At 58.5% G+C, this 20,503-nt stretch carries 17 protein-coding genes and 1 other RNA gene; 2 read left to right on the top strand and 16 right to left on the bottom strand.

What is annotated here, in order from left to right:
* Window positions 1-135: 135 nt before the first annotated feature.
* Window positions 136-411, top strand: coding sequence for a hypothetical protein (locus HMPREF2836_RS02660; RefSeq protein ID WP_070629386.1), 276 nt, complete (start codon window positions 136-138; stop codon window positions 409-411).
* A gap of 383 nt (window positions 412-794) precedes the next feature.
* Here HMPREF2836_RS02660 and ssrA read toward each other — a convergent pair.
* The 16 genes from ssrA to glf all read right to left on the bottom strand — a co-directional run bounded on the left by ssrA (window position 795) and on the right by glf (window position 15,314).
* Window positions 795-1,167, bottom strand: a transfer-messenger RNA (tmRNA) gene (gene ssrA / locus HMPREF2836_RS02655).
* A gap of 299 nt (window positions 1,168-1,466) precedes the next feature.
* Window positions 1,467-2,360: a DUF4190 domain-containing protein gene (locus HMPREF2836_RS02650; RefSeq protein ID WP_070629385.1), complete on the bottom strand. Its 894-nt coding sequence runs from the start codon at window positions 2,358-2,360 to the stop codon at window positions 1,467-1,469.
* Window positions 2,361-2,598: 238 nt separating this feature from the next.
* Entirely contained in the window at window positions 2,599-3,063 is a 465-nt protein-coding gene (locus HMPREF2836_RS02645) for a DUF4190 domain-containing protein (RefSeq protein WP_070629384.1), read from the bottom strand.
* A gap of 129 nt (window positions 3,064-3,192) precedes the next feature.
* Entirely contained in the window at window positions 3,193-3,687 is a 495-nt protein-coding gene (gene smpB, locus HMPREF2836_RS02640) for an SsrA-binding protein SmpB (protein WP_005505423.1), read from the bottom strand.
* A gap of 19 nt (window positions 3,688-3,706) precedes the next feature.
* Complete coding sequence (prfB, locus tag HMPREF2836_RS02635; protein ID WP_049327697.1) at window positions 3,707-4,834, bottom strand: peptide chain release factor 2; 1,128 nt, start codon at window positions 4,832-4,834, stop codon at window positions 3,707-3,709.
* A 247-nt stretch (window positions 4,835-5,081) separates the two neighbouring features.
* A complete protein-coding gene (locus HMPREF2836_RS02630; RefSeq protein WP_083309147.1) occupies window positions 5,082-5,705 on the bottom strand; it encodes a pilus assembly protein TadG-related protein in 624 nt (207 codons plus the stop codon).
* Window positions 5,668-6,189 carry a pilus assembly protein TadE gene (locus HMPREF2836_RS02625; protein ID WP_070615001.1) on the bottom strand — a complete coding sequence of 174 codons (522 nt, stop codon included), beginning with the start codon at window positions 6,187-6,189 and terminating at the stop codon, window positions 5,668-5,670. Before HMPREF2836_RS02625 ends, HMPREF2836_RS02630 begins: the two co-directional genes overlap by 38 nt.
* Window positions 6,155-6,610: a TadE family protein gene (locus HMPREF2836_RS02620; protein ID WP_070615003.1), complete on the bottom strand. Its 456-nt coding sequence runs from the start codon at window positions 6,608-6,610 to the stop codon at window positions 6,155-6,157. The genes HMPREF2836_RS02625 and HMPREF2836_RS02620 overlap by 35 nt, the downstream gene beginning before the upstream one ends.
* On the bottom strand, window positions 6,610-6,837 hold the full coding sequence (locus tag HMPREF2836_RS02615) for a hypothetical protein (protein WP_070615005.1): 228 nt from the start codon (window positions 6,835-6,837) through the stop codon (window positions 6,610-6,612). The genes HMPREF2836_RS02620 and HMPREF2836_RS02615 overlap by 1 nt, the downstream gene beginning before the upstream one ends.
* Before the next feature lie 108 nt (window positions 6,838-6,945).
* Window positions 6,946-7,878, bottom strand: a complete 933-nt coding sequence (locus HMPREF2836_RS02610) for a type II secretion system F family protein (protein ID WP_070629383.1) — start codon at window positions 7,876-7,878, stop codon at window positions 6,946-6,948.
* Window positions 7,875-8,729, bottom strand: a complete 855-nt coding sequence (locus tag HMPREF2836_RS02605) for a type II secretion system F family protein (RefSeq protein WP_005505400.1) — start codon at window positions 8,727-8,729, stop codon at window positions 7,875-7,877. The genes HMPREF2836_RS02610 and HMPREF2836_RS02605 overlap by 4 nt, the downstream gene beginning before the upstream one ends.
* The gene (locus tag HMPREF2836_RS02600; protein WP_070629382.1) at window positions 8,729-9,991 is read right to left on the bottom strand and encodes a TadA family conjugal transfer-associated ATPase; all 1,263 of its coding nucleotides are present in this window, start codon (window positions 9,989-9,991) and stop codon (window positions 8,729-8,731) included. Before HMPREF2836_RS02600 ends, HMPREF2836_RS02605 begins: the two co-directional genes overlap by 1 nt.
* A 470-nt stretch (window positions 9,992-10,461) precedes the next feature.
* Window positions 10,462-11,235, bottom strand: a complete 774-nt coding sequence (locus tag HMPREF2836_RS02595; RefSeq protein ID WP_049337844.1) for an ABC transporter ATP-binding protein — start codon at window positions 11,233-11,235, stop codon at window positions 10,462-10,464.
* A 4-nt stretch (window positions 11,236-11,239) separates the two neighbouring features.
* A complete protein-coding gene (locus HMPREF2836_RS02590) occupies window positions 11,240-12,121 on the bottom strand; it encodes an ABC transporter permease (protein ID WP_049333323.1) in 882 nt (293 codons plus the stop codon).
* A complete protein-coding gene (locus HMPREF2836_RS02585; RefSeq protein ID WP_070629381.1) occupies window positions 12,118-14,124 on the bottom strand; it encodes a glycosyltransferase in 2,007 nt (668 codons plus the stop codon). Before HMPREF2836_RS02585 ends, HMPREF2836_RS02590 begins: the two co-directional genes overlap by 4 nt.
* Before the next feature lie 2 nt (window positions 14,125-14,126).
* Window positions 14,127-15,314 (bottom strand): UDP-galactopyranose mutase, encoded by a 1,188-nt coding sequence (gene glf / locus HMPREF2836_RS02580; protein WP_005505395.1) that lies wholly within the window; start codon window positions 15,312-15,314, stop codon window positions 14,127-14,129.
* A 619-nt stretch (window positions 15,315-15,933) separates the two neighbouring features.
* On the opposite strand from glf, the gene HMPREF2836_RS02575 reads away from it, so the two are divergent.
* Entirely contained in the window at window positions 15,934-20,457 is a 4,524-nt protein-coding gene (locus HMPREF2836_RS02575; protein WP_246822804.1) for an FtsK/SpoIIIE domain-containing protein, read from the top strand.
* The last annotated feature ends 46 nt before the right edge of the window (window positions 20,458-20,503 follow it).

The raw sequence follows: 20,503 nt of genomic DNA, 5'->3' as shown, positions 1-20,503 counted from the left end.
TCACGTGATTACGTAATCACGTGAATACGTGATTACGTGATTAAAATACGACATTTCACCAGATAAATCAACCTTTTGTGTGCCTTAAAGACCGTCTAAAGACGATCAAGATTGCACTAGACAAAGGAGGATTCCATGGATTTCAACGATTACATCAAGACCTACGAAGACCTATCAAGGCAGGTGGTAGGGATGGTGCTCGCCAACGAGATTGCAATCCGTCCGCTAGAACTGATAAACGGTAACTTAGACAATGAGATATTCCAGTTCTACATCACCCAAGACCCCGAGTTCCTGTTTGAGCATACGAACGAGTCAGTCTTCTATGACAGCGAGCTTGACCTCTACATGTGGGGAATAACGCACTACGGGACTCCGTGGTCAAGCGTTCCAACACCAGAGTTTCACTAATCAATTACATATTTAATCAATTATTTTAAATTGTGTTAAAACGGCATACGATTAAGGGCTACCATGCGAAAATCGCATGACAAAAATTACCGATACCCAAGCCGTGCCCGACACTCTCCGCTCAGAAAAATCACCGACAAACTCAGCTCCAAGTCATATAAAAGTTTTAACTAATTACTAGGCTTCCAGCCATGCTCGGTGAAGGGTTAGATACCCAGCCACCTCGCATCACAAAACAGACCGACAATTGGGCATAAAAAATACCCGGCAGGTGACGCCGTGGGGCGTCCTGCCGGGTGGTAGAAACCTACCGCGGTTCTTCCTCTGGATTGGAACCGATAATCACCGCCGCACCCCATACGGGATAGCGGACGATTGGGAGATCGTGGAGATGCGGGGAATCGAACCCCGGTCCGATGTGGCGTCAACGGGGCTTCTCCGTGCGCAGTTTATGCGAACGCTACTTTTCGGCTCCGGTACTTGCATAAACACATATACCGACGAACCTAGTCACGTAAAAGTCCCGCTAACCCCCGCAACAAGGGCTAGCAGCAGTGGCCTTTTAAGTCGATGCCGGTAACTGAGCCAAAGGCATGCTCAGGCCGACAGACGGCAACTCGCGCTTAGGCAGCGAGTGCGAAGTCAGTGCGCTTAGATTCTGCACTTAATTTTTTGCAGAGGGCGTTAACGAGATAACCCTGCATCCTCGGCACGCTTCACCCATCTCAACTCACATCGTCGAAACCGATCATCCCCCTATGCTTTTATCAAAAAGCCCACCGTCTTCTGAAAGTTTTCCTCGACATACCTTGATGCCGTGGTGCCATTCAAACACGGTAGAGATTCAGTATATCTAAGATGTTTAACGGCGTGCAAGTCCCCTACCCACGCAAGTACACCCCTCCGCTAGAGGCGAATAAAGCGAACAGATTAGCACAGCAGCAACACCGTAGCCTGACACAGCGCATAAAAACGGGGTGAGGCACCCCAGAAAATCTGGAATCCTCACCCCGTTCGCGTACCGTGCTGGGTAGCCAAAATTAGGCGGCTAAGACTTAGCGGTGAGCCGGAACAGTCATGCGGTTGTTCGGGTTATCACCAATCTGGCACACCACGTTACCGTGGCCGTCATCGGTACCAACTTCAAGGCACTTCTCAGCAGTCTGAGCAACAGAAATGTACACGAAGAGCATGCACAGCGAGAACAGGACAGCCACCGCGCCGGTTACGATACCGGTAATCGCGAAGCCCTTACCCGCGCCAGCCTCCTTGACCTTCTTCAGGGACAGGGCACCCAGAATAATCGCAGCGATACCCAGCAACGCACCAAATACGAAGAAACCGGTCACGACGCCCACAATACCCAGAATCATCGCAGCCAGCGCCATGCCGGGAGCCTTCTTCACAATGGGAGCCGCATACGGGTAACCTGCGGGCTGACCGTAACCATAAGCGTCCTGCTGAGGCTGCTGCTGGTAAGAGTTCTGCTGGTAGTTGTAGTCAGCAGGCTGAGCCTGGTACGAGGCTTCCTGGCCGTAACCGTACTGGTTCTGCTGAGCGGGCTGAGCCTGGTAGGATGCGTCCTGACCGTAGCCGTACTGCTGCTGACCGTAGGTGTTCTGTGCCGAAGCACCCTGGGCTGAGGTACCCTGAGCAACGTTCTGGCCGTAAGCATTCTGCGAAGAGGGCTGCGCACCAAACTGGCCGTACTGGCTCTGCTGAGCCGAAGACTGCTGAGCCGAAGACTGCTGGCCCGAGTTCTGCTGCGCCTGGCCGTAGCTGTTCTGAGCGGATGCGCTCTGACCGTAGTCCTGGCCGTAAGTATTCTGAGCCGAAGGAGCCTGGCCATAATCCTGACCGTACGAGCTCTGGGCGGAAGAATTAGGCTGCTGAGCAGCGTAGGGGTTCTGCGCGTTCCCCTGGTTGTTTCCGTAGTTATTCTCAGACATCCGTCGTTCTTTCCTTCACAGTTGCAGCGAACAATTTATACTCGCCCAACGCACCATTGCGCGCTGAGTTCGGTTCCATTATATAAATAAGCTGTCATTTGGGTCATCTGTGAAGTTCAAGATTTCAGATTCAGCGCCCAGAATCCACCAATCGGGCAGATTCAGCGCCGAAAAAGAGCAAGGGACCGAATAGTTCAACACTATTCGGTCCCTCAACGCTTCAAAGAGTCAACGCGACTTAGCGGCGGACAGCCTTATATTCCTTAGGGCTCATGGTCATAGTCTCGCCATGAATGGTGCACACATAGTTACCGCTCGAATCCGGCTCGGCATTCTCAGCGCACTCGCTGAGCATACCAATGCCAATCAAGCCCAGAACCAGCACGACAACAGCAACAATCATGCCCAGCGCACCGGTGACAATACCACCAATCGCCATGCCCTTACCGGATGCGGTACCGTTCTTCACCTTCACCAGGGCAACAATACCCAGAATCACGCCGACCAGACCCAGCACGCCACCGAAAATCAGCCAGCCAGAGAGCAGACCAATAATACCCAGAATCAGCGAAGCAATCGCCAGAGCCGAGCTCGGGGTCGGCTGGTAGCCGGGGTAGCCGCCCTGCATGTTGTATGCGGGTGCCTGCTGCGGTGCGGGAATGAACTCGCCCGGGTTCTGCTGGTAGTTCGGGTTCTCAGACATGTGTCTCCTCAAAGAATGAATGGTGTTCGCGGTACGCCACGAATTTTCAACCATTATACGTGAGGAACCGCGCCCCGCCCCTACCGGCAAGTTCCTGGAGCAGCCGTGCATCCCGCCGTTGCCTCAGCCCTAGCCGAGGTTGCGGTAACGCATCGCGCGGCGCGCCTCCAGGTCATCCTGACGCTCACGCAAAGCCTGACGCTTATCATACTCACGCTTACCGGTCGCCAAAGCAATCTCAACCTTCGCACGACCATTCGAGAAGTACAGCTTCAACGGAACCACCGTGTAACCGGTCTCCTTCAGCTTCTGCGCCAACTTATTAATCTCAGAACGATGCAGCAGCAGCTTGCGGCGACGACGAGCCGCATGGTTCGTCCACGTACCGTAACCGTACTCCGCAATATGAATACCCTCGAGCCACATCTCGTTATCGGTCACCTGGCAGAAACCATCCACAATGGACGCCCCACCATCACGCAGAGACTTCACCTCAGTACCCAGCAGAACAATACCCGCCTCATAGGTATCCACAATGTTGTAGTTGTGGCGAGCCTTCTTATTCTGGGCAATAATCGCGTTATTCGGGTCCTTCTTCGCGTCTTTCTTCTTTTTCTGAGCCATCACTCAATCCTTATACGTCTTAGCTCTCTTCAGCCGCGCGCCCCGAAGCACGCCAGCGAATACCAGCATCAATAAAGGCGTTCAAACCGCCATCCAAAACATTAGAGGTATTACCCTCCTCATAGCCGGTACGCAGATCCTTCACCATCTGGTACGGATGCAGAACATAGGAGCGCATCTGATCACCCCAGCTTGCCTTAATATCACCGGCAAGCTCCTTCTTCTTCGCGTCCTCCTGCTCCTTACGCAACAGCAACAGGCGAGACTGCAGCACACGCAAAGCCGCCGCACGGTTCTGCAACTGCGACTTCTCATTCTGCATCGACACCACAATACCGGTCGGCAAGTGAGTCATACGCACCGCCGAATCCGTCGTATTCACCGACTGACCACCCGGGCCCGAGGAGCGGAACACATCCACCTTAATCTCAGACTCGGGAATCTCAATAGCATCCGTCTGCTCAATCAGAGGAATCACCTCAACCGCCGCGAACGAGGTCTGGCGGCGGCCCTGATTATCGAACGGCGAAATACGCACCAGGCGGTGAGTACCCGCCTCCACCGACAGACGGCCAAAAGCGTACGGCGCGTTCACCTCGAAGGTCACCGACTTCAGGCCCGCCTCCTCAGCGTAGGAGGTGTCCAGAACCTTCGTCGGGTAGCCGTTCTTCTCCGCCCAACGCAGGTACATGCGCAGCAGCATCTCCGCGAAATCAGCAGCATCCACGCCGCCTGCGCCCGAACGAATCGTCACCACAGCCTCACGCTGATCGTACTCACCCGACAGCAGCACCAGCACCTCAAGCTCTTCCAGCTTGGCGCGAATCTCACCGCACTCACGCTCAGCATCAGCGAGCAGCTCGGCGGCAGTCTCCTCATCCTCCGCTTCGGCAAGCTCCACCATCACCTCAACATCATCAATGCGAGAAGACAGCGAACGCAGACGATTCAGCTCCGACTGCTTATACGACAGTGCGCTCGTCACCTTCTGCGCATTCTCCACGTCATCCCACAAATCGGGTGCGGCAGCCTGCGCAGACAGGTCCTCAATGGCGCGCTCAATCCCCTCAATATCGCTGACAGCAGCAATAGAGGTGAAAATCGCGCGAAGCTCTTTAATCTCAGCAGAAAAGTCGAAGGATGCCATAGCTTTTAACACTATCGCGAAACGGCCAGAAAGTCCCGCCGTTACAGTCCGTAACAGCCCACAGCGCAGAAGGATAAGGCAGGCAGAGGGAAGAATCCGCGCAACGAAGACATCAAAGAAGGCATAAAACGAGGGCGCATCCGCTAGCCGTTACACTACCTTGCGGATGCGCCCTCGCAGTCTAGGGGGCTCACAACACGCCAATAAGCGAGTGAGCCGATAAGCCCGTGCGCCCTTGATGGACGCACTAATCGGTGGACGGGCCCTGGCTCGTCTTCAAACGCGACGAACCATGAGCGGTTACCTCAATACCATCAGGCACCAGAATCGACAGCAGCGGCGGACGAATACGAGCCGACAGGTACACGTGCACACTGTGATCAGAATCCACGGACACGTTCTCCAGACGCAACGCCTGAAAATCCTGCCCCGGCTGAACCTCAGCCAGGTACGCGCTCGCATACTCCCACGCCGCCGAACCACTCGCTTCATCAGGAGTGCGCATCGTGCGGGTAATCGAGTTCGCCTGAGCGTCCGCCACATCCTGCAGATGCTGAGTTTGCAGATACGCGCCCGTAATCGCCACTGTCACCGAACCGATGAGCAGAAGCAACGCCAGCATGCCCACAATCAGCGGGGCAATGCTGCCCTCTTCCGGGTCTGAGGCGACCGGGTCAGCGGCGAGGCGGTCTGAGGCGATCGGGTCAGCGGCGAGCGCCCGGCTCTGCGCACGGGCACGAACCTGTAGACGGGCACGACGGCATGCGTTAGCGTAGCGCTCCCGCACCGAGGAAAGCAGGCGAGCCGGCGATAACAGGTGAGCGGGCGAACCATTAGGAATCAGCATGACCAGACCCCCAACTCGTCGCATGAGAACTCACCGGAATCACGCCGCCACCCATAAACGAAGGCAGAAGCGGCAGACGCGCCTGAACCGTCACCGTGGCGTACGCCTTCGTACCCGAGACGCACTCCCCCGACGCACAGCTCAACGACACGCTCACATCGGAAGGCTCAACCCCGTAATCAGCGGCAGCATGCGCCGCCAGACGCTGAGCCAAATCCGGGCCCACCGACGAGTCCTGCGGCTGCTCCTGCACATACAGCACCACCTGGGCGCTCGCCGCATGAGCCGCCATCACCGAAGACTGCAAGCTAAAAATCGTCAGAATACCGTAGAGTACCGGGATGAGCAGAGTAATACCCAAGCCCAGGAACTCCACAATGGCGCTACCCTCTTCAGAGTCGTGTTGCTCAGAAAGAGGCCGACCAGAGCGGCTCTTCAGGCGTTCCTTCACACGCCGCCGAAGCGAAAAGCCACTAATCACCGGAACGATGCTCCGCATAAATCGCATGCCCCTTCACCTCAATAGAATCCGGAAAACCCCACGGGCCCAGCACCGGCAAAGGAGACTTCACCGTCACCTCCAAAGTGCGCACACCCGTAGAATCACTACTCTGACGGTACGAAATATTCTCAGCATATGAAGACGGAAGAACCCCCTCAATCATCTGACGGGTACGCTCCATGCCCTCCTGCGGAGTGCGGTCACGCATCGTACCGTAACGTGCCCCAGCCGCCGCCGCATCCACCAACATGGTTCGTGTATACAGGGCGAAAGAAACCTGCAGAATCGCCATGGTCAGCAACACCAACAGCGCACCGACCATGACGAATTCCGCGCTGGCGTCACCGCGCTCGCTCTCCTCCACAGAATGTTCCGCAGAGGATAGCTCAGCGGCAGTCAGCTCAGAAGCGATGCGGGGCTTACGCATTACTGGTGAACCAGAGCAATCGCGTCGTTGAACATCTTGGTCAGAGCAGGCTGAGCAATCGCCAAGATAGCGGCAACCAGCACGGCGCTCATCATGGTGATCATGACCCAGCCGGGCACGTCGCCGCGCTCGGGGTCATCCTGCTTGTTCTTCAGGCGCAGAGCCAGCAAAGATGCGATAGCCAGGGCGATCAGCACGGTGAGGGTGGTGCGGAAACGACGGAACATAATTTTCTCCTTCTATCAAAGGGGGTAGTGTGTGGTTGGTGCGGCGCGCCAGGCAATCAGCCCAGCCCACCGCGGTGCAGCCGGTACAGTGTGTACCCGCCGCAAAATCTAAAAGTTCAAACGCATGAGCGACAGGCCCGGGAAGACCGCAAAAATTACAGTCAGCGGCAGGATGAAAAACACCACCGGGGCGAGCATCGCAATCTCCTTCTTACCGGCTGTTTCCATCAGCTCACGCTTAGCGTTATCGCGCACATCCTGAGCCTGCGCACGCAACACATCAGCCAGAGGGGTACCGCGCTCAATCGCAACAGCAATACCCTCAACGAAGCGGCTCAACGCCGGAACGCGAGTACGCTCCGCAAACTCCTGCAACGCGCTCAGCAGCGAAATACCGGTGCGGGTCTGCGCCAAAATCTCAGAAAACTCACGAGCCAACTCGCCGCGAGAGGTCAAACAGATACGTTCCAAAGCCGCCAGCGCCGACTCGCCCGCCGTCACCGACAGAGCCATCATCTCCGCCAGCGCCGGGAACTCAGCAACCAGCTGCTTCTCACGCTTAGTCACCGCCTCACCCAGCCACCAGTCACGCGCCAGAAAGCCGCTCAAACCGCTCACCAGCACCAGCACAAGAGCCACCAGGATGGAGAAACGCTCCTGCACCACGCCGATGACGGTCAAGGCACTCATGACGGTCACACCGGCAAGAGCCCACAGCAGCTGCTCAGCACGAAACGCGCTCACACTCTGCGAAGAGCCAGCACGACGCAGACGCTCCTGCACTGAACTATCGCTCAGCGACGAGCCGCTCAACGACGAAGACAGCGAACGCAGAAGCGGCGCACAGAACGCCGAAATCGCCTCCAGCAGGCTCGGCTCACGGCGCTCCTGCTCCTTCAACAGCGACTCACGCAGAGTCTCACCGCGCAGCTGCGACGCCACACGATCAGAAAACGAAATACTGCGAGTATTCAGCACCGACGAAAGAATCAGACCCACGCCGGTCGCCAACAGCAGACCAAAAATCAGAGGCAGGTTCACCCGAAAACCCTCCGTTCACGCGGCAACTCACCAATACGCAGCATCAGACGGTACGCCGCCAAAGAAATAGCGGCACCGGCAATCATCAGCATCGCACCGGCAAACGAGTTATAAACCATGCGCGCGGCAGGCTGAGTCGCCATCAGACACAGCACAAACCAGGGCGCCACACAGGAGAGACGAGCCGCATTCACAGTCCACGACTGGCGAGCCAGAAGCTCCGAACGGGTACGCGCATTCTCACGCAGAAAATCACTCAGCGTGCCCAGCAGCTTACCCAGGTCCGAACCACCCACCTCGCGGGCAATCTTCAACGCCTCAATAATGGTGTCCGCCACCGGGTCAGAGAGGTACTCCTTCAAACGGTTCAGCGAGGGCACAAACTCACCCGACGCACGGTAATCACGCGAGAAATGGGCAAAGGCATCACGCAGCTCTTCCGGGCCGCGGTACGAAAGCTGAATCAGCGCCTCCGGCAGGGACAGACCCGCACGAATCGCCGAACGCAGGTGGTCCACCGCATCCGGCCACAACTGCCAAATACGGGCATCCGCCGCGCGGGCACGATGATTCACAATCACGCGAGGCGCCGCAAAACCACCAATCAGGCCCAGCAGACCCAGCGGCAAAAGCTGAGTAAGCATCAGCAGCAGAACCGACGCGCTCACACCACTGGCGACACTCACCCACATGAACGTGCGAGGAGTCAGCGAATGCATACCCGCCTTACGCAACGCCACAACCAGCGCCGGGTCGTTACTCGGCTTCGGCGGCTTGCCGTTATCAGGAAAGCAGGAAAGGTAAATCAGGCAGACGCCCAACCCCAAAATCAGGCTCAGAAACAGAGGCATCACTGACCCGCCTTCGCCGCAGCCAGCACCTGCTCAGGACGGTGACCGGCACGAATCCAACGGTCCGGGTTCGGCAGCTCCAACGCCACGCACACCATCTGACCGTCACGGCGCACAAACAGCGGGGACATCTCAATCACTCCGTCCTCAACGCGGCCACCCAGCATGCTGATCTCTTCGACCTGACGCTGACCGCGCGAATCGCGGCCGCAATGCACCACAATGTCAAAGCAGGACGCCACGGTCGGCACCACGAACGCCGAGGAAATATTCTCGCCCGCCAGCAGCGGCAGGGTACAAATCTTGGTCACCGCGTCACGCGCCGAGTTCGCGTGAATCGTGCACATACCCGGCAGACCCGCGTTGAGCGCAATGAGCATGTCCAGGGATTCCGCCTCACGCACCTCACCAATGAGGATGCGGTCCGGGCGCATACGCAGAGCTTCCTTGACCAGGCGGCGCAGCTCAATCGCGCCGGTGCCCTCAAGGTTCGGCTGGCGGCACTGCAGGCCCACCACATCGCGTAGCGGAACCGCGAGCTCAAAGATTTCTTCGCACGTAATCACGCGCTCACGCGGCGGAATGGATGCCGACAGGCAATTCAGCATCGTGGTCTTACCCGCCTGGGTTGCACCCGAAACGAGGATGTTCATGCCGCTCTCCACCGCCGCGTGCAGTAGGGACGCCGCGCCGGCACTCAGCGAGTTCATACGCACAAGGTCGGGCAGGCGGCGGGCACGCACCACGAACTTACGGATATTGATGCTCGTGTGCCTGCGAGTAATATCCGGAATCACCGCGTGCAGGCGGGAGCCATCCGGCAGGGATGCATCAACAAACGGGGAAGAAAGGTCCACACGACGACCCGAAGGCTTGAGCATGCGCTCCAGCAAGCTATTGATTGCCTCGGCGCTCAGGTGCAGACCGGTCAATTCACTTTCGCCGTTGCGGGCGATAAAGATTTCATCGGGAGAGTTAATCCAGATTTCTTCAACGCTCTCATCATCGAGGAACGGCTGAATCACACCAAAGCCGCAGATTTCATCGTGCAGGCGCTGAATCACGGATTCGCGGTCACCCAAATCCGGCAGGGAAATGCGGGCGCGCCGCTGCTCATAATCGTTCAGATGCTCGTCAATGAGCCCGCGCACCGCATGCTGGTCCTCGTGCGGGTCCAGGCTGCGGTGGCGCATTGCCTCACGGATATTCTCCTCGAGCAGACTTAGATGCTCCGCCCGGGTATCCAGTACGGTGTTCTCCATTGAAATGATCCGATGCTGTGTGTGGTGTGGTTGTGTGGAATACGGTGAAGCATTGATACATCAATGCCACCATCACCCTACCCTCAGCGCATCAAATTTATCAAAATGTAATAAAACACCCCTTAATATTTACGAGTATAGTATTTTGAGCATTTTTGATGCATGGAATTGCGCATATCGTTACCTAACGTGCACCAATATTCAAAACGCCTAGTCAGCTGTGACTTGCAGAACAGTTGCAGGTACGCACCTCGAACCGCTCACCGTTAATCACTGCCATATTGCACTTGGTGCACACGTAACATTTCGTCTTAAAACCCCGCAGCTTCCTCTACTAAACCGCAAGAACCCTACCCAGCAGCAGCGCCTTCCCGAGCGCAACTTTCGGGCGCTCCTTCCCAGGCACAGTAAAGGGGCGTGCACTCCCCCATCGGGAATACACGCCCCATCACAAGCGATACACCTAGCGGTTAGTCGCCGCCTCGAATCACTTTCACGGCTTCCTTAATCGGACCGTCAAAACGCAGGTTACCGTGCTCCAGCACCACGCCGCGGTCACAAATCTTAGACACCAAATCCAGGTCATGGCTCACCACGGCAAGAGTCTTACCGGCAGAGCACAGCTCCTGAATCTTCGCAATACACTTCTTCTGGAACGGCTCATCGCCCACCGCAAGGATCTCATCCACCAGGAAGATATCCGGGTTCGTATGAACCGCAACCGAGAATGCCAGACGCAGGTACATACCCGAAGAGTAGAACTTCACCTCGGTATCGATAAAGTCGTGAATCTCAGCGAAATCCACAATCGAATCGAAGGAAGCCTCAATCTCTTCCTTGGTCATACCCAAAATCGCGCCGTTGAGGTACACATTATCGCGACCGGTCAGATCCGGGTGGAAACCAGCGCCCACCTCAATCAGACCCGCAATATTGCCGCGAGTGAGAACCTCACCCTCATCGGCGCGCATCACACCAGAAATCATCTTCAGCAGCGTGGACTTACCCGAGCCGTTCAGACCCAGAAGAGCCACACGCTCACCCTGACGAATATCCAGGCTCACACCGTTGAGCGCATTGAACTTCTCCGAAAGATCACCCTTGCGGCCCTTAATCAGCCACACAAAAGCTTCCTTCATCGAACGGGTGTGGCGCAGAACGAAGCGCTTCACCAAATTCTCCACGTGAATCACCACGGGAGCGTCCGGGCTCACCGGCGGGAACTCAAGCTTCTTAATATCCACAGAATCAGAGCTCCTGGGCGAAGTTGCCCTCAAACTTACGGAAGAGCAAATCACCAATCAAAACGGTCAGCAGAGAAATACCAATGGCAATCGGAGTCCAGAAGCTGAAGAGATGCGGAACCACCTGCGAAGCAGGAAGCGCCAAATCCTCAGGACGGAGCGTCGGATGCCAGAAGCCATAGTGGAACAGCTCCACCGCAACGGTCAGCGGGTTAATCATGAACACGTTGAACACCCACGGGTACAGGGTGTCACGCACCATGGTCCAGGAGTACAGCACCGGCGAGAACCAGGTAGCCACCATCAGCAGCATGTCCACGATGTTCTCCGAATCTCGGAAGAACACGTTCGCCACACCGAAAATCAGACCCAGACCATAGGACAACAGCATCACAATCAGCATGCCCGCCAGAATCGACCCGAAAGCCAACGCGGACGGATGCCAACCCACCGCAAAGCATGCCAGGAGCATGACCACAATCTGCGGCACAAAATGCACCAGAGCCACCCACACCGTAGACAGCGAGAACAACTCACGCGGCAGGTAAATCTTGCGAATCAGAGCACTGTTAACCACCATGGCGCGAGCACCATTGCCGAACCCCTCCGAGAAGAAGTTAATAGCAATCATGCCCGAGAACAGGTACACCGCATAGTTGTGCATACCGCGTTCCAGGCCGAGGAAAAGACCCATGGCAATGTAGAACACCAGGAACTGTACACCCGGCTTAATGTACGACCACAAAATGCCCAGCACCGAGCCGCGGTAGCGGACCTGGATTTCCTTATCGACCAGCAGTCGAAGCAGGTAGCGATTCTTCATCGCATCCAGGATGCCGCGGCCGCGACCGGGCGCCTTCAGGGGAACAGACTTCAAATCGCTCATCGGGTCAGCTCAGAATCCGTATGCTCAGCAAAGGTCTTAGCCCACGCATCGTAGGATGCAACCTCTGCAGCCTTCGAACGGTACTGCTCACGCAGCTGCTCCCAGCCGGTCACCAGCTGGACGTGCAGCTTAGCTGCCTGAGCCAGCTTCGACTTCAACTGCTCGGGGTCGCGGCGGTACCAGAACAGGCCGGTACCCTCAGCGTTAGTCGCCAGAGCCGAATCGAACTTCGACAGGGTCCACCAGTTGGTCTCACCGTAGTTCAGCTGAATCTGCGGGTGAGCCTTCGCCTCTTCGCTCACCGGCTTGAACAGCTGACGAGCAACAGTCTTAGCGGTCCACGAAGCAAGCTTCTTGTAACCGGGGGACGCGAAGGAACGGCGGCCACGGAACGGAGGCTTCTTCGTCTGGATAGCCGGGAAGTCATCCACGTTCGGCTTCACCTGAGACTCCGGGTACTCCTTAGCCATCGCACGAATCACCGGCAGACGCTGCGAGAGCGAGGGGTGCAGGTGCTCGGGACCGGAGAGCAGATCCTCCAGCGCCATCAGGCGGCCAGCCTCGGTGTAGTACTGCATGGACAGGGTGTGCTTGACGTCCAAGAACAGGGACTCCAGCAGCACGCGGCCACCCTTATCGAAGGGCGAGTGCAGCAGCGCCGTAATGAGGCGGTTGCGCTCGTGGTAGTACGCCTGCCAGCCAACGGAGTCATCCTTATCGGTCCAGGACACGTGCCACACGCCCGCACCGGGGAAGGACACGGTAGCGAAGCCCGCGGCCTTAGCGCGCAGACCGTACTCAGCGTCATCCCACTTCAGGAACAGAGGCAAGGACAGACCGATTTCCTTGATAACGGTGGTCGGGATGAGGCACATCCACCAGCCGTTGTAGTCCACGTCCACGCGGCGGTGCAGCCACGGGGTGTTACGCAGATTGTGGTGGCCCAGGTTGTGACCCATAGCCATGTCATCGTGCGGCTTAGCGTAGAAGTTACGCCACGGGTCAACAACCTCACCGAACGCGTGCAGGACCGAACGGTCGAACATGTCGAACATGTGCGCACCCACGATGGTGGGTTCCTTGCAGTAGTTCGCGAAGGTCACCATACGCAGGATCGACTCGGGCTCAACGATAACGTCGTCATCGAGCAGCAGCACGTAATCGGAGCCGTTGTTGACAGCCTCAAACATGCCGCGCGAGAAGCCACCGGAACCACCCAGGTTGCCCTGGTTAATGATGCGGAACTTACCGGAAAGAGGCTTGACGACCTCTTCAAAATCCTCGTGATCCTGCACCTTCTGGGTGCCCTGATCCACAATCAGGAACTCGTGCACAGCATCGAAAATCTCGGGGCTCTCACCCAGAGCACGAATGTTGTTAATGCAGTACTCCACCTTGTTCATGGTGGTAATCTGCACGGTTGCCTGACCAGCCTTCACGTCTGCGCGGGGCTCAATGTCGCCCAACCAGTTCGCCTCAACCAGCTCAAGGTCGGTGGTGCCAGCCAGGTCGAACCAGTACCAGCCGCCGTCACCGAACGGTGCCAGGGGCAGGGTGAAGGTGTTGGTTTCCTCGCCGGAGAGCAGCTTCGCATCCACGCGCTGAATCACGCCACGGCCATTGGACTTGTACACAATGACCATGCCCTCGCCGCGAGTCTGAACGCTCAGCACGACCTTCTTCAGGTCAGTCCAGCGGCGCCAGTATGAAGCGGGGAACGCGTTGAAGTACGTGCCGAAAGACAGGCTCTGGCCCGCGTTTACGGTGATGGAGCGGCGGCTGTTCAGGCTGTTCGCGGCATCACGGTTCGCGCTAGCGTTCGACACAGACTGACCGGAGGTGTTCATCGCCTCCGCAATGGAGGTCGAAGCGTCGCCGTCAATACGGGTCGGCAGCTGAACGCCGGTTGCGACGCTCGCATCCACGTACAGGGGCACGACGTCAGTCTCAACCGCGCTCGGGAAAATAACCCGCTGCAGGTTCTTCAAAGTCTTATCAGCCATGGTTATGCGTCAACACCACCGGACTCGATCTTCACACCGTTAGCGAAGTGCGGGCGGATCTTGTTGTCGAACATGGACAGTGCAGCGCCGATAGCCATGTGCATATCCAGGTACTTGTAGGTACCCAGGCGGCCACCGAACAGCACGTTGTTCTCACCCTTAGCCAGGTCGCGGTACGCCAGCAGCTTCTCACGGTCCACGGAGGTGTTGACCGGGTAGTACGGCTCGTCGCCCTTGTTCGCGAAGCGAGAGTACTCGCGCATGATGACGGTTGCGTCCTTGGTGTAGTCACGCTCGGGGTGGAAGTGACGGAACTCGTGGATGCGGGTGAAGGGAACATCAGCATCGGGGTAGTTCATCACGGAGCAGCCCTGGAAGTCCTCAATCGGCAGGACTTCTTCTTCCAGGTCGATGGTACGCCAGGACAGGTCACCCTCAGCGTAGTCGAAGTAGCGGTCAACCGGGCCGGTGTAGACCACGGGAATCTGACCCAGGACGTTCTCGCGAGAGTACTGGTGACCGGGCTCGAAGAAGTCAGTGTTCAGGTGCACCTCAATGTTCGGGTGCGCCGCCATACGCTCCAGCCATGCTGCGTAGCCGTCAACGGGCAGACCCTCGTACTTGTCGTTGAAGTAGCGGTTGTCGTAGTTGTAGCGAACCGGCAGACGGGAAATGATGGATGCGGGCAGCTCTTCCGGCGGGGTCTGCCACTGCTTAGCGGTGTAGTGCTTGATGAACGCCTCGTACAGGGGGCGACCAATCAGGGAGATACCCTTGTCATTCAGGTTCTGCGGGTCGGTACCAGCCAGCTCGCCAGCCTGCTCAGCGATGAGCGCCTTTGCCTCTGCGGGAGAGTAAGCTGCGTTGAAGAACTGGTTGATGGTGCCCAGGTTAATCGGCATGGGGTACACGATGCCGTTGTGGCGGGTGTACACGCGGTGTACGTAGTTGGTGAACTCGGTGAAACGGTTCACGTACTCCCAGACACGCTCGTTGGAGGTGTGGAACAGGTGCGCACCGTAGCGGTGCACCTCAATACCGGTCTGCTTCTCCTTCTCGCTGTATGCGTTACCACCGATGTGGGAACGGCGGTCCAGCAGGGCAACCTTCAGGCCCAGCTCAGTGGCAGCCTGTTCTGCGATGGTCAGACCAAAGAGGCCCGAACCGACTACTACGAGGTCAGCGGTCAATGTTTTCTCCTGTATTATCACGGCGCACCGCCGCTTCTGAGAGGGCGGTATTCACCTACCAGATTGGACACATCCGAGGGTTCTCAGTCGCGCCGCAATCCGCACGGGTGGGTGCAAAAAGCCCCTCCCGTGATGGATATAGTCATAATCTAAGATACCTGTTTATCAAGCACTACGCATACTTATGACGTGCTTTTAGGGGCTTTTGGACTATTGTTCGCACACTCTTTCTCTGTGTGAATATTCTTCGCGAACCCCGAGGTCAAGCCGGTCTGAGACAGTTCTTTCTTCTGCGTATTTTTACGGTCTACTCATGGTGAAGGAATTTTATTTACGGGTAAATATTCACCCTGCCCTAGTTGCGGCGGTAATTAGCCACCACCTAGAGCTGTAGGCACAGAGGGTGGTTCGAGGGGGCGTTTCATGGCTCTCACACGCTACAAAGAAGTACCCCCATCAGCACTTTTGGGGATGCGCACCGGTGTATGCGAGAGGTGATTGAGGTGGTTTATCCACAATTTTTCGAAAAATAGAGCAAAAAATTCAAAAAATACAAACACTTTAGTTTATATACAGACATTTTATTGAGCCTTAATGCTTTTTAATGTTTTCTGAGGGTATGACTCTCTTCTTTCTCGACCACCACAACACCACCGACGCGCTCCCCTACCCCCGCGTACTCCGACTCGACGGCGAGGCGGCACCCACCGGAATACAGCTGCGCCCCGGTAGCGCACACCGGCAGGCTCTAGAGCAGGCGCTCAACCACGCCCTGCAACACCCTGCCGCCGGCGCGCACGCTCAGGCACAGGAGACTACGTTCCAGCTACTCCCCGCGCACGATAAGAACCCCGCCGGCGCCTCGAATGCGCCAAACAGCCACATCCCGAACGAATCTCAAACTCCGGGCGCGCCCGCCGTCAGCATCCTGCACATTCTGCGCGGACCCGACGCGGGCGTAACCTTCCCCATCAGCCGCGGCCGCACCAGCCTCGGCAGGGCGGCACTACCTGCCCGTGGAGGAGCACAGTCGCACCACATTCACCTGCAGGACCCCTTCCTCAAGCCAGTGCACGGCAGCTTCTACGCCGATAGCTCCGGCATCCGCTGGGTCGAGAAACGCCCCGCCGCAAGCGAGGGTAGCGAGAAGGTGCAGAGCAGTATGAAAGCACAGGGCGGCAAGAAGGTGCAGAGCGCCGAGCCGCGCATCCTGCGCTGGGACGAGCCTTTCCGCCTCGGCTCCTCACTTTGCATGCTCACCTCCCCCAGCGCCGACGGCGAACACACCACTAAGAAGGCGAGCGCCACCGCTCCCCCCGGTTCTTCCCCTGGCGAGCCCGCGCAGACGCTTGCTCCTCTGGGCGACGCCGGCAACCCCTTTGAGCCGGTGGTGGTGAACCCTCCCGCGCCGCGTAAGCTCAAGCAGATTCTGTTGAGCGTGTGCCTTCCGATTGTGGTGGGCCTGATTATTGCACTGGTGACCGGCATGTGGTTCCTTCTGCTGATGTCTGCGGCGTCTTCGTTGCTGATGCTTCTGCATTTCTTTGGCGGTCGGGCGGAGAACCGTGCCGCATCGCAGCAAACTCATCAGGCGGCTGAGCAGGAAAAGGAACGTGCCCTCACCCTGCCGACTGCGGGCGACCTGGCGATTTCGGGTCCCTCTGCCCTGCATGATGCCGCCTACCCGACTATTGTGCTCGGATGCGGTCCCCGCCTGCCCTACCTGCGCGGCCGCAACCTCCCGCTAGGCGCTCTGGAGAAGCAGGATGCGCCCCACTACCTGCCGCTGCCCACCCCGGCTCTCGGGCACTATCTGAAGCTGGAGGAGGCGCATCTGCGCGCCTACCTGGTGCAGCTGGTGGCGGGTTATCCGGGTGCGGTGCACGTTCTACTGGCTGGCGCTGAGAGCGCTGATCAGCAGCGAACCATTCGTCTGCTGCAGACTCTGGCTGTGGTGCCGGGTGTGAGCGTGCATTGTCTGCCGGGCGTGCAGCAGGAGAAGTATCTGCAGGCCCTGCAGAGCAGCTTGCAACCGGAGTTTTCTTCTTCGGTTCCGCCGCTGATTCTCATGCCCCTGCAGGCGAACGCTGTCTATGCTCCCCTGCTGACCGCGCTGAACTCTGGGGCGGTCACGGAGTCTTCGCAGTCCCGTGCGTTCGCCTCCCCGCGTGAGCAGAAGATGAACGCCCCGGCGCTCTGCATGCTGGGCAACGCTGAGGGTGATAGCTCCGCCCATGCACCAGGTGCGCTTTTTGGTGCCGCCTGGGTTGAGTGTACGAGTGAGGGTAGCCACCGTCAGAGCATCCGTTACCGCGCGCAGGGTTATGCGGCGCCTCCGGTACAGCCCACCGAGGGTGTCTACCAGGTGCATCCGCTGGCATGTGAGGGTCTGTGCCAGCACTCCGATGGGCTCAGCGTTGAGGCGTTCTGTGCCGCTCTTGAGAACCTGTACCGCGCCGGATGCGAGCAGGAGCAGGGTGCGCTCGGTGAGGCGCAGGTGCACCAGTCGGCGCATCTATTCTCTTCCCTGCAGGCGCAGAGCGCGCGGCAGAAGAACCGCACCGATGACATGGCGGTGGAGTCCGTTCTGCAGCGTTGGTCCGCTCAGCGTTACGCCTCCGATATTCGCTGCTACCTGGGTGTTTCTTCGGGTGGCTCGCTGAATATTGGTCTGTCTGAGCACGGCCCACACTGGCTGCTCGGTGGCACGACTGGTGCCGGTAAATCGCAGCTGTTGCGTTCGCTGGTGCTCAGCGCTGCGCTACGTTACCCACCCGAGCGCCTCGGCCTGATTCTAGTGGATTTCAAGGGCTCGGCTGGTTTGGGTCCTCTGGCTCAGCTACCGCATGCGCTCAGCGTGTTGAGCAATTTTGATGTGTCCGCGGTGGAGCGTGCGCTCGAATTTTTGCGCGCCGATATTCACCGCCGCGAGGTGGATCTGCAGGCGCTCGGCGTGAACTCCTACCGCGACTATCTGGCATCCTGCCAGGCGGCGGGTACGACTCCGCGCTACCCCGAGCTGCTGATTGTGGTGGATGAGTTCCGTATGCTCATCGATTCTATGCCGGACGCTATGGCTGAGCTGATGCGCATCGCCACGATTGGTCGCTCGCTGGGTCTGCACCTGGTGTTGGCGACTCAGCGTCCGCAGGGTGCTATTTCGCAGGATATTCGCGCCAATATTGCCACGAGCATTTGCTTGCGTGTGGCGAGCGCACAGGATTCCTATAACCTGCTGGAGCATGAGTCTGCGGCGTATATTTCGGCGGCGCATCCGGGTGCCGGGTATGTGCGCCTGCCGGATGGTCGTTCCCTGCCGTTCCGCGCCCCACTGGTGGATGCGGTCCCTTCGAGTAGCGATGCTCGTCCGGTGCAGGTGCTGGGTCTTGAGGAGGGCGGCTGGCGTGAGCTGACTGCCGTTTCTGCCGTTCAGACGTTGGGCGGCAATGAGGATGAGTTGCTGATTCGTTCGGCGCAGCAGATTCGTGCGCTTTATGAACGCGAGTACGCTCCGAAGAATCTTCAGAAGAATGCGGCAGTTGAGGATGAGTACTGCCCGATTCCGCCGGAGCTTCCCGAGAACACCCCGCTGCCAGTGGTGCAGGCGCCGGTGAGCGAACCGGTAGCGTACGGCCTCGACCCGGCGGCTACCTCTCAGGTTGTAGATTCTCAGGAACCCGCTGACTCTGGCGCGGCTTCCGAGGGGTACCTGCTGGGCGAGCTGGAGATTGCCCGCTACGGTGTGCGCCGCCCGATCAGCTGGTCGGGTCAGCAGGCGCTGGCGCTACTGGCTCAGAGCGCCGAACGTGCTCCGATGCTCTACGGTCTTTTAGCTCAGGCGTTCGCCGCCCGCACGCCGGTTGTTCTGCTGACCTCTGACGGTGCGCTCTACCGCGACCTGGAACCCTACGCCGGTGCCTTTGAGGCGCTCGTGGGCGCGCAGGAGCTTTCGCATCTGCGTTTCTGCCTGGAGGAGCTGCGCACCCCGAACCTGTGGAGTACCGAGGGCTCCGCCCGCCCGCTCATCATTGTGGACGGACTGGACAGTTGGCTGGAGGCGCTGGTCCGCCAACCCGATACGGAGAACCTGCTCTACGATCTGCTCTCGCAGGGGTGCCGCCGCGGCTATTCGGTGGTGTTCACCTCCACGTTGAACCCGCGCGGCCGTTTCGCTGCGGCAGCACATTCCACGCTGTTGAGCCGCCGCTTCCTGGACGCCGACCTGATGCGTTCAACGAGCAAGGACTACCCTACCCCGGCGCAGAGCCACTACTGCGTGGAGGGTGCCATCAATGAGGAGTTAATCGGGGATCAGCCACTGAGCGCTTCGATTCTTTCGCCCTGCGTTGCGGGTTTCCGGGAGCTGATTCAGGTTCTGCAGAGTAACGCCGCGAGCGCTTCTAACGGGTCGAATACTCGCCCCGGCACTCTTCTGCGGCAGTTCCCCGAGTACTATCGCATGCCCTCGACCGAGTACGTGACCGCCGCCCACGCCGCGTGCAATCCTCAGGGCGCTAAGCTGTTGGTCGCATTTGACCGCCGGCAGATGCCGGTGTGGTTGAGCGCCCCGGCTGGCGCGGTAGTTCCGGTGCAGGGTTCCCGGTCGGCGGGTAAAAGTACCCTGCTGGATAGCATTGCTCAGCTCAACCCGCAGCTGGATACCCTCGTCCTTGAGGGTTCTGGCGGCACTTCGGGTGATGGCGGGGCTACGGGTGGGCCTCCAAGCGTGGAGCGTACCCGTGCGCTCCTGGACTCGGTGACAAACCCCGCCCGCACGCTCGTGCTCATTGACGATCTGCAGTACCTGCAGCCCGCCGTTCAGCAGCTACTTCTGGAGCGTCGAGGCGAGTTCCGCGCCATGCTGGTCACCTACACGCCCTGGCCGAGGCGCGCCTCCTCACCCCTGCTGGCTGCGCTCATGGGATGCTCGCGTGCGCTTTTACTCTCGCCCGCATCCCTGGCGGATGCCGACATGTGCACCGTGACCGCGCTACCACTGGATCGATTCACGCAGGGTGAGCAGCCCGCCGGCCGTCTTGTGGTGGTGGATGGCGCCTCCGTGTGCGCGGCGCAGGTTCCCCTGGCGCTGAGCACGGCTGCACAGGCTGTAACAGCTACGCAGAAGGTGCCGGTAGCGGTCTAGAGCTGAGCACTCTAGAGCCAAGCCGTCTAGGGGTTAGCGGCGCTAG

Origin of the sequence: Rothia sp. HMSC065C12, assembly GCF_001812085.1 — a bacterium.
Lineage (GTDB): Bacteria > Actinomycetota > Actinomycetes > Actinomycetales > Micrococcaceae > Rothia > Rothia mucilaginosa.
This window is presented reverse-complemented; position numbering and strand designations above follow the sequence as displayed.

Bases quoted from the DNA above. Each gene is read 5' to 3' on its own strand.
- HMPREF2836_RS02660 (WP_070629386.1), top strand. From the start codon at position 136: ATGGATTTCAACGATTACATCAAGACCTACGAAGACCTATCAAGGCAG.
- HMPREF2836_RS02650 (WP_070629385.1), bottom strand. From the start codon at position 2,360: ATGTCTGAGAATAACTACGGAAACAACCAGGGGAACGCGCAGAACCCC.
- HMPREF2836_RS02645 (WP_070629384.1), bottom strand. From the start codon at position 3,063: ATGTCTGAGAACCCGAACTACCAGCAGAACCCGGGCGAGTTCATTCCC.
- smpB (WP_005505423.1), bottom strand. From the start codon at position 3,687: ATGGCTCAGAAAAAGAAGAAAGACGCGAAGAAGGACCCGAATAACGCG.
- prfB (WP_049327697.1), bottom strand. From the start codon at position 4,834: ATGGCATCCTTCGACTTTTCTGCTGAGATTAAAGAGCTTCGCGCGATT.
- HMPREF2836_RS02630 (WP_083309147.1), bottom strand. From the start codon at position 5,705: ATGCGACGAGTTGGGGGTCTGGTCATGCTGATTCCTAATGGTTCGCCC.
- HMPREF2836_RS02625 (WP_070615001.1), bottom strand. From the start codon at position 6,189: ATGCGATTTATGCGGAGCATCGTTCCGGTGATTAGTGGCTTTTCGCTT.
- HMPREF2836_RS02620 (WP_070615003.1), bottom strand. From the start codon at position 6,610: ATGCGTAAGCCCCGCATCGCTTCTGAGCTGACTGCCGCTGAGCTATCC.
- HMPREF2836_RS02615 (WP_070615005.1), bottom strand. From the start codon at position 6,837: ATGTTCCGTCGTTTCCGCACCACCCTCACCGTGCTGATCGCCCTGGCT.
- HMPREF2836_RS02605 (WP_005505400.1), bottom strand. From the start codon at position 8,729: ATGCCTCTGTTTCTGAGCCTGATTTTGGGGTTGGGCGTCTGCCTGATT.
- HMPREF2836_RS02600 (WP_070629382.1), bottom strand. From the start codon at position 9,991: ATGGAGAACACCGTACTGGATACCCGGGCGGAGCATCTAAGTCTGCTC.
- HMPREF2836_RS02590 (WP_049333323.1), bottom strand. From the start codon at position 12,121: ATGAGCGATTTGAAGTCTGTTCCCCTGAAGGCGCCCGGTCGCGGCCGC.
- HMPREF2836_RS02585 (WP_070629381.1), bottom strand. From the start codon at position 14,124: ATGGCTGATAAGACTTTGAAGAACCTGCAGCGGGTTATTTTCCCGAGC.
- HMPREF2836_RS02575 (WP_246822804.1), top strand. From the start codon at position 15,934: ATGACTCTCTTCTTTCTCGACCACCACAACACCACCGACGCGCTCCCC.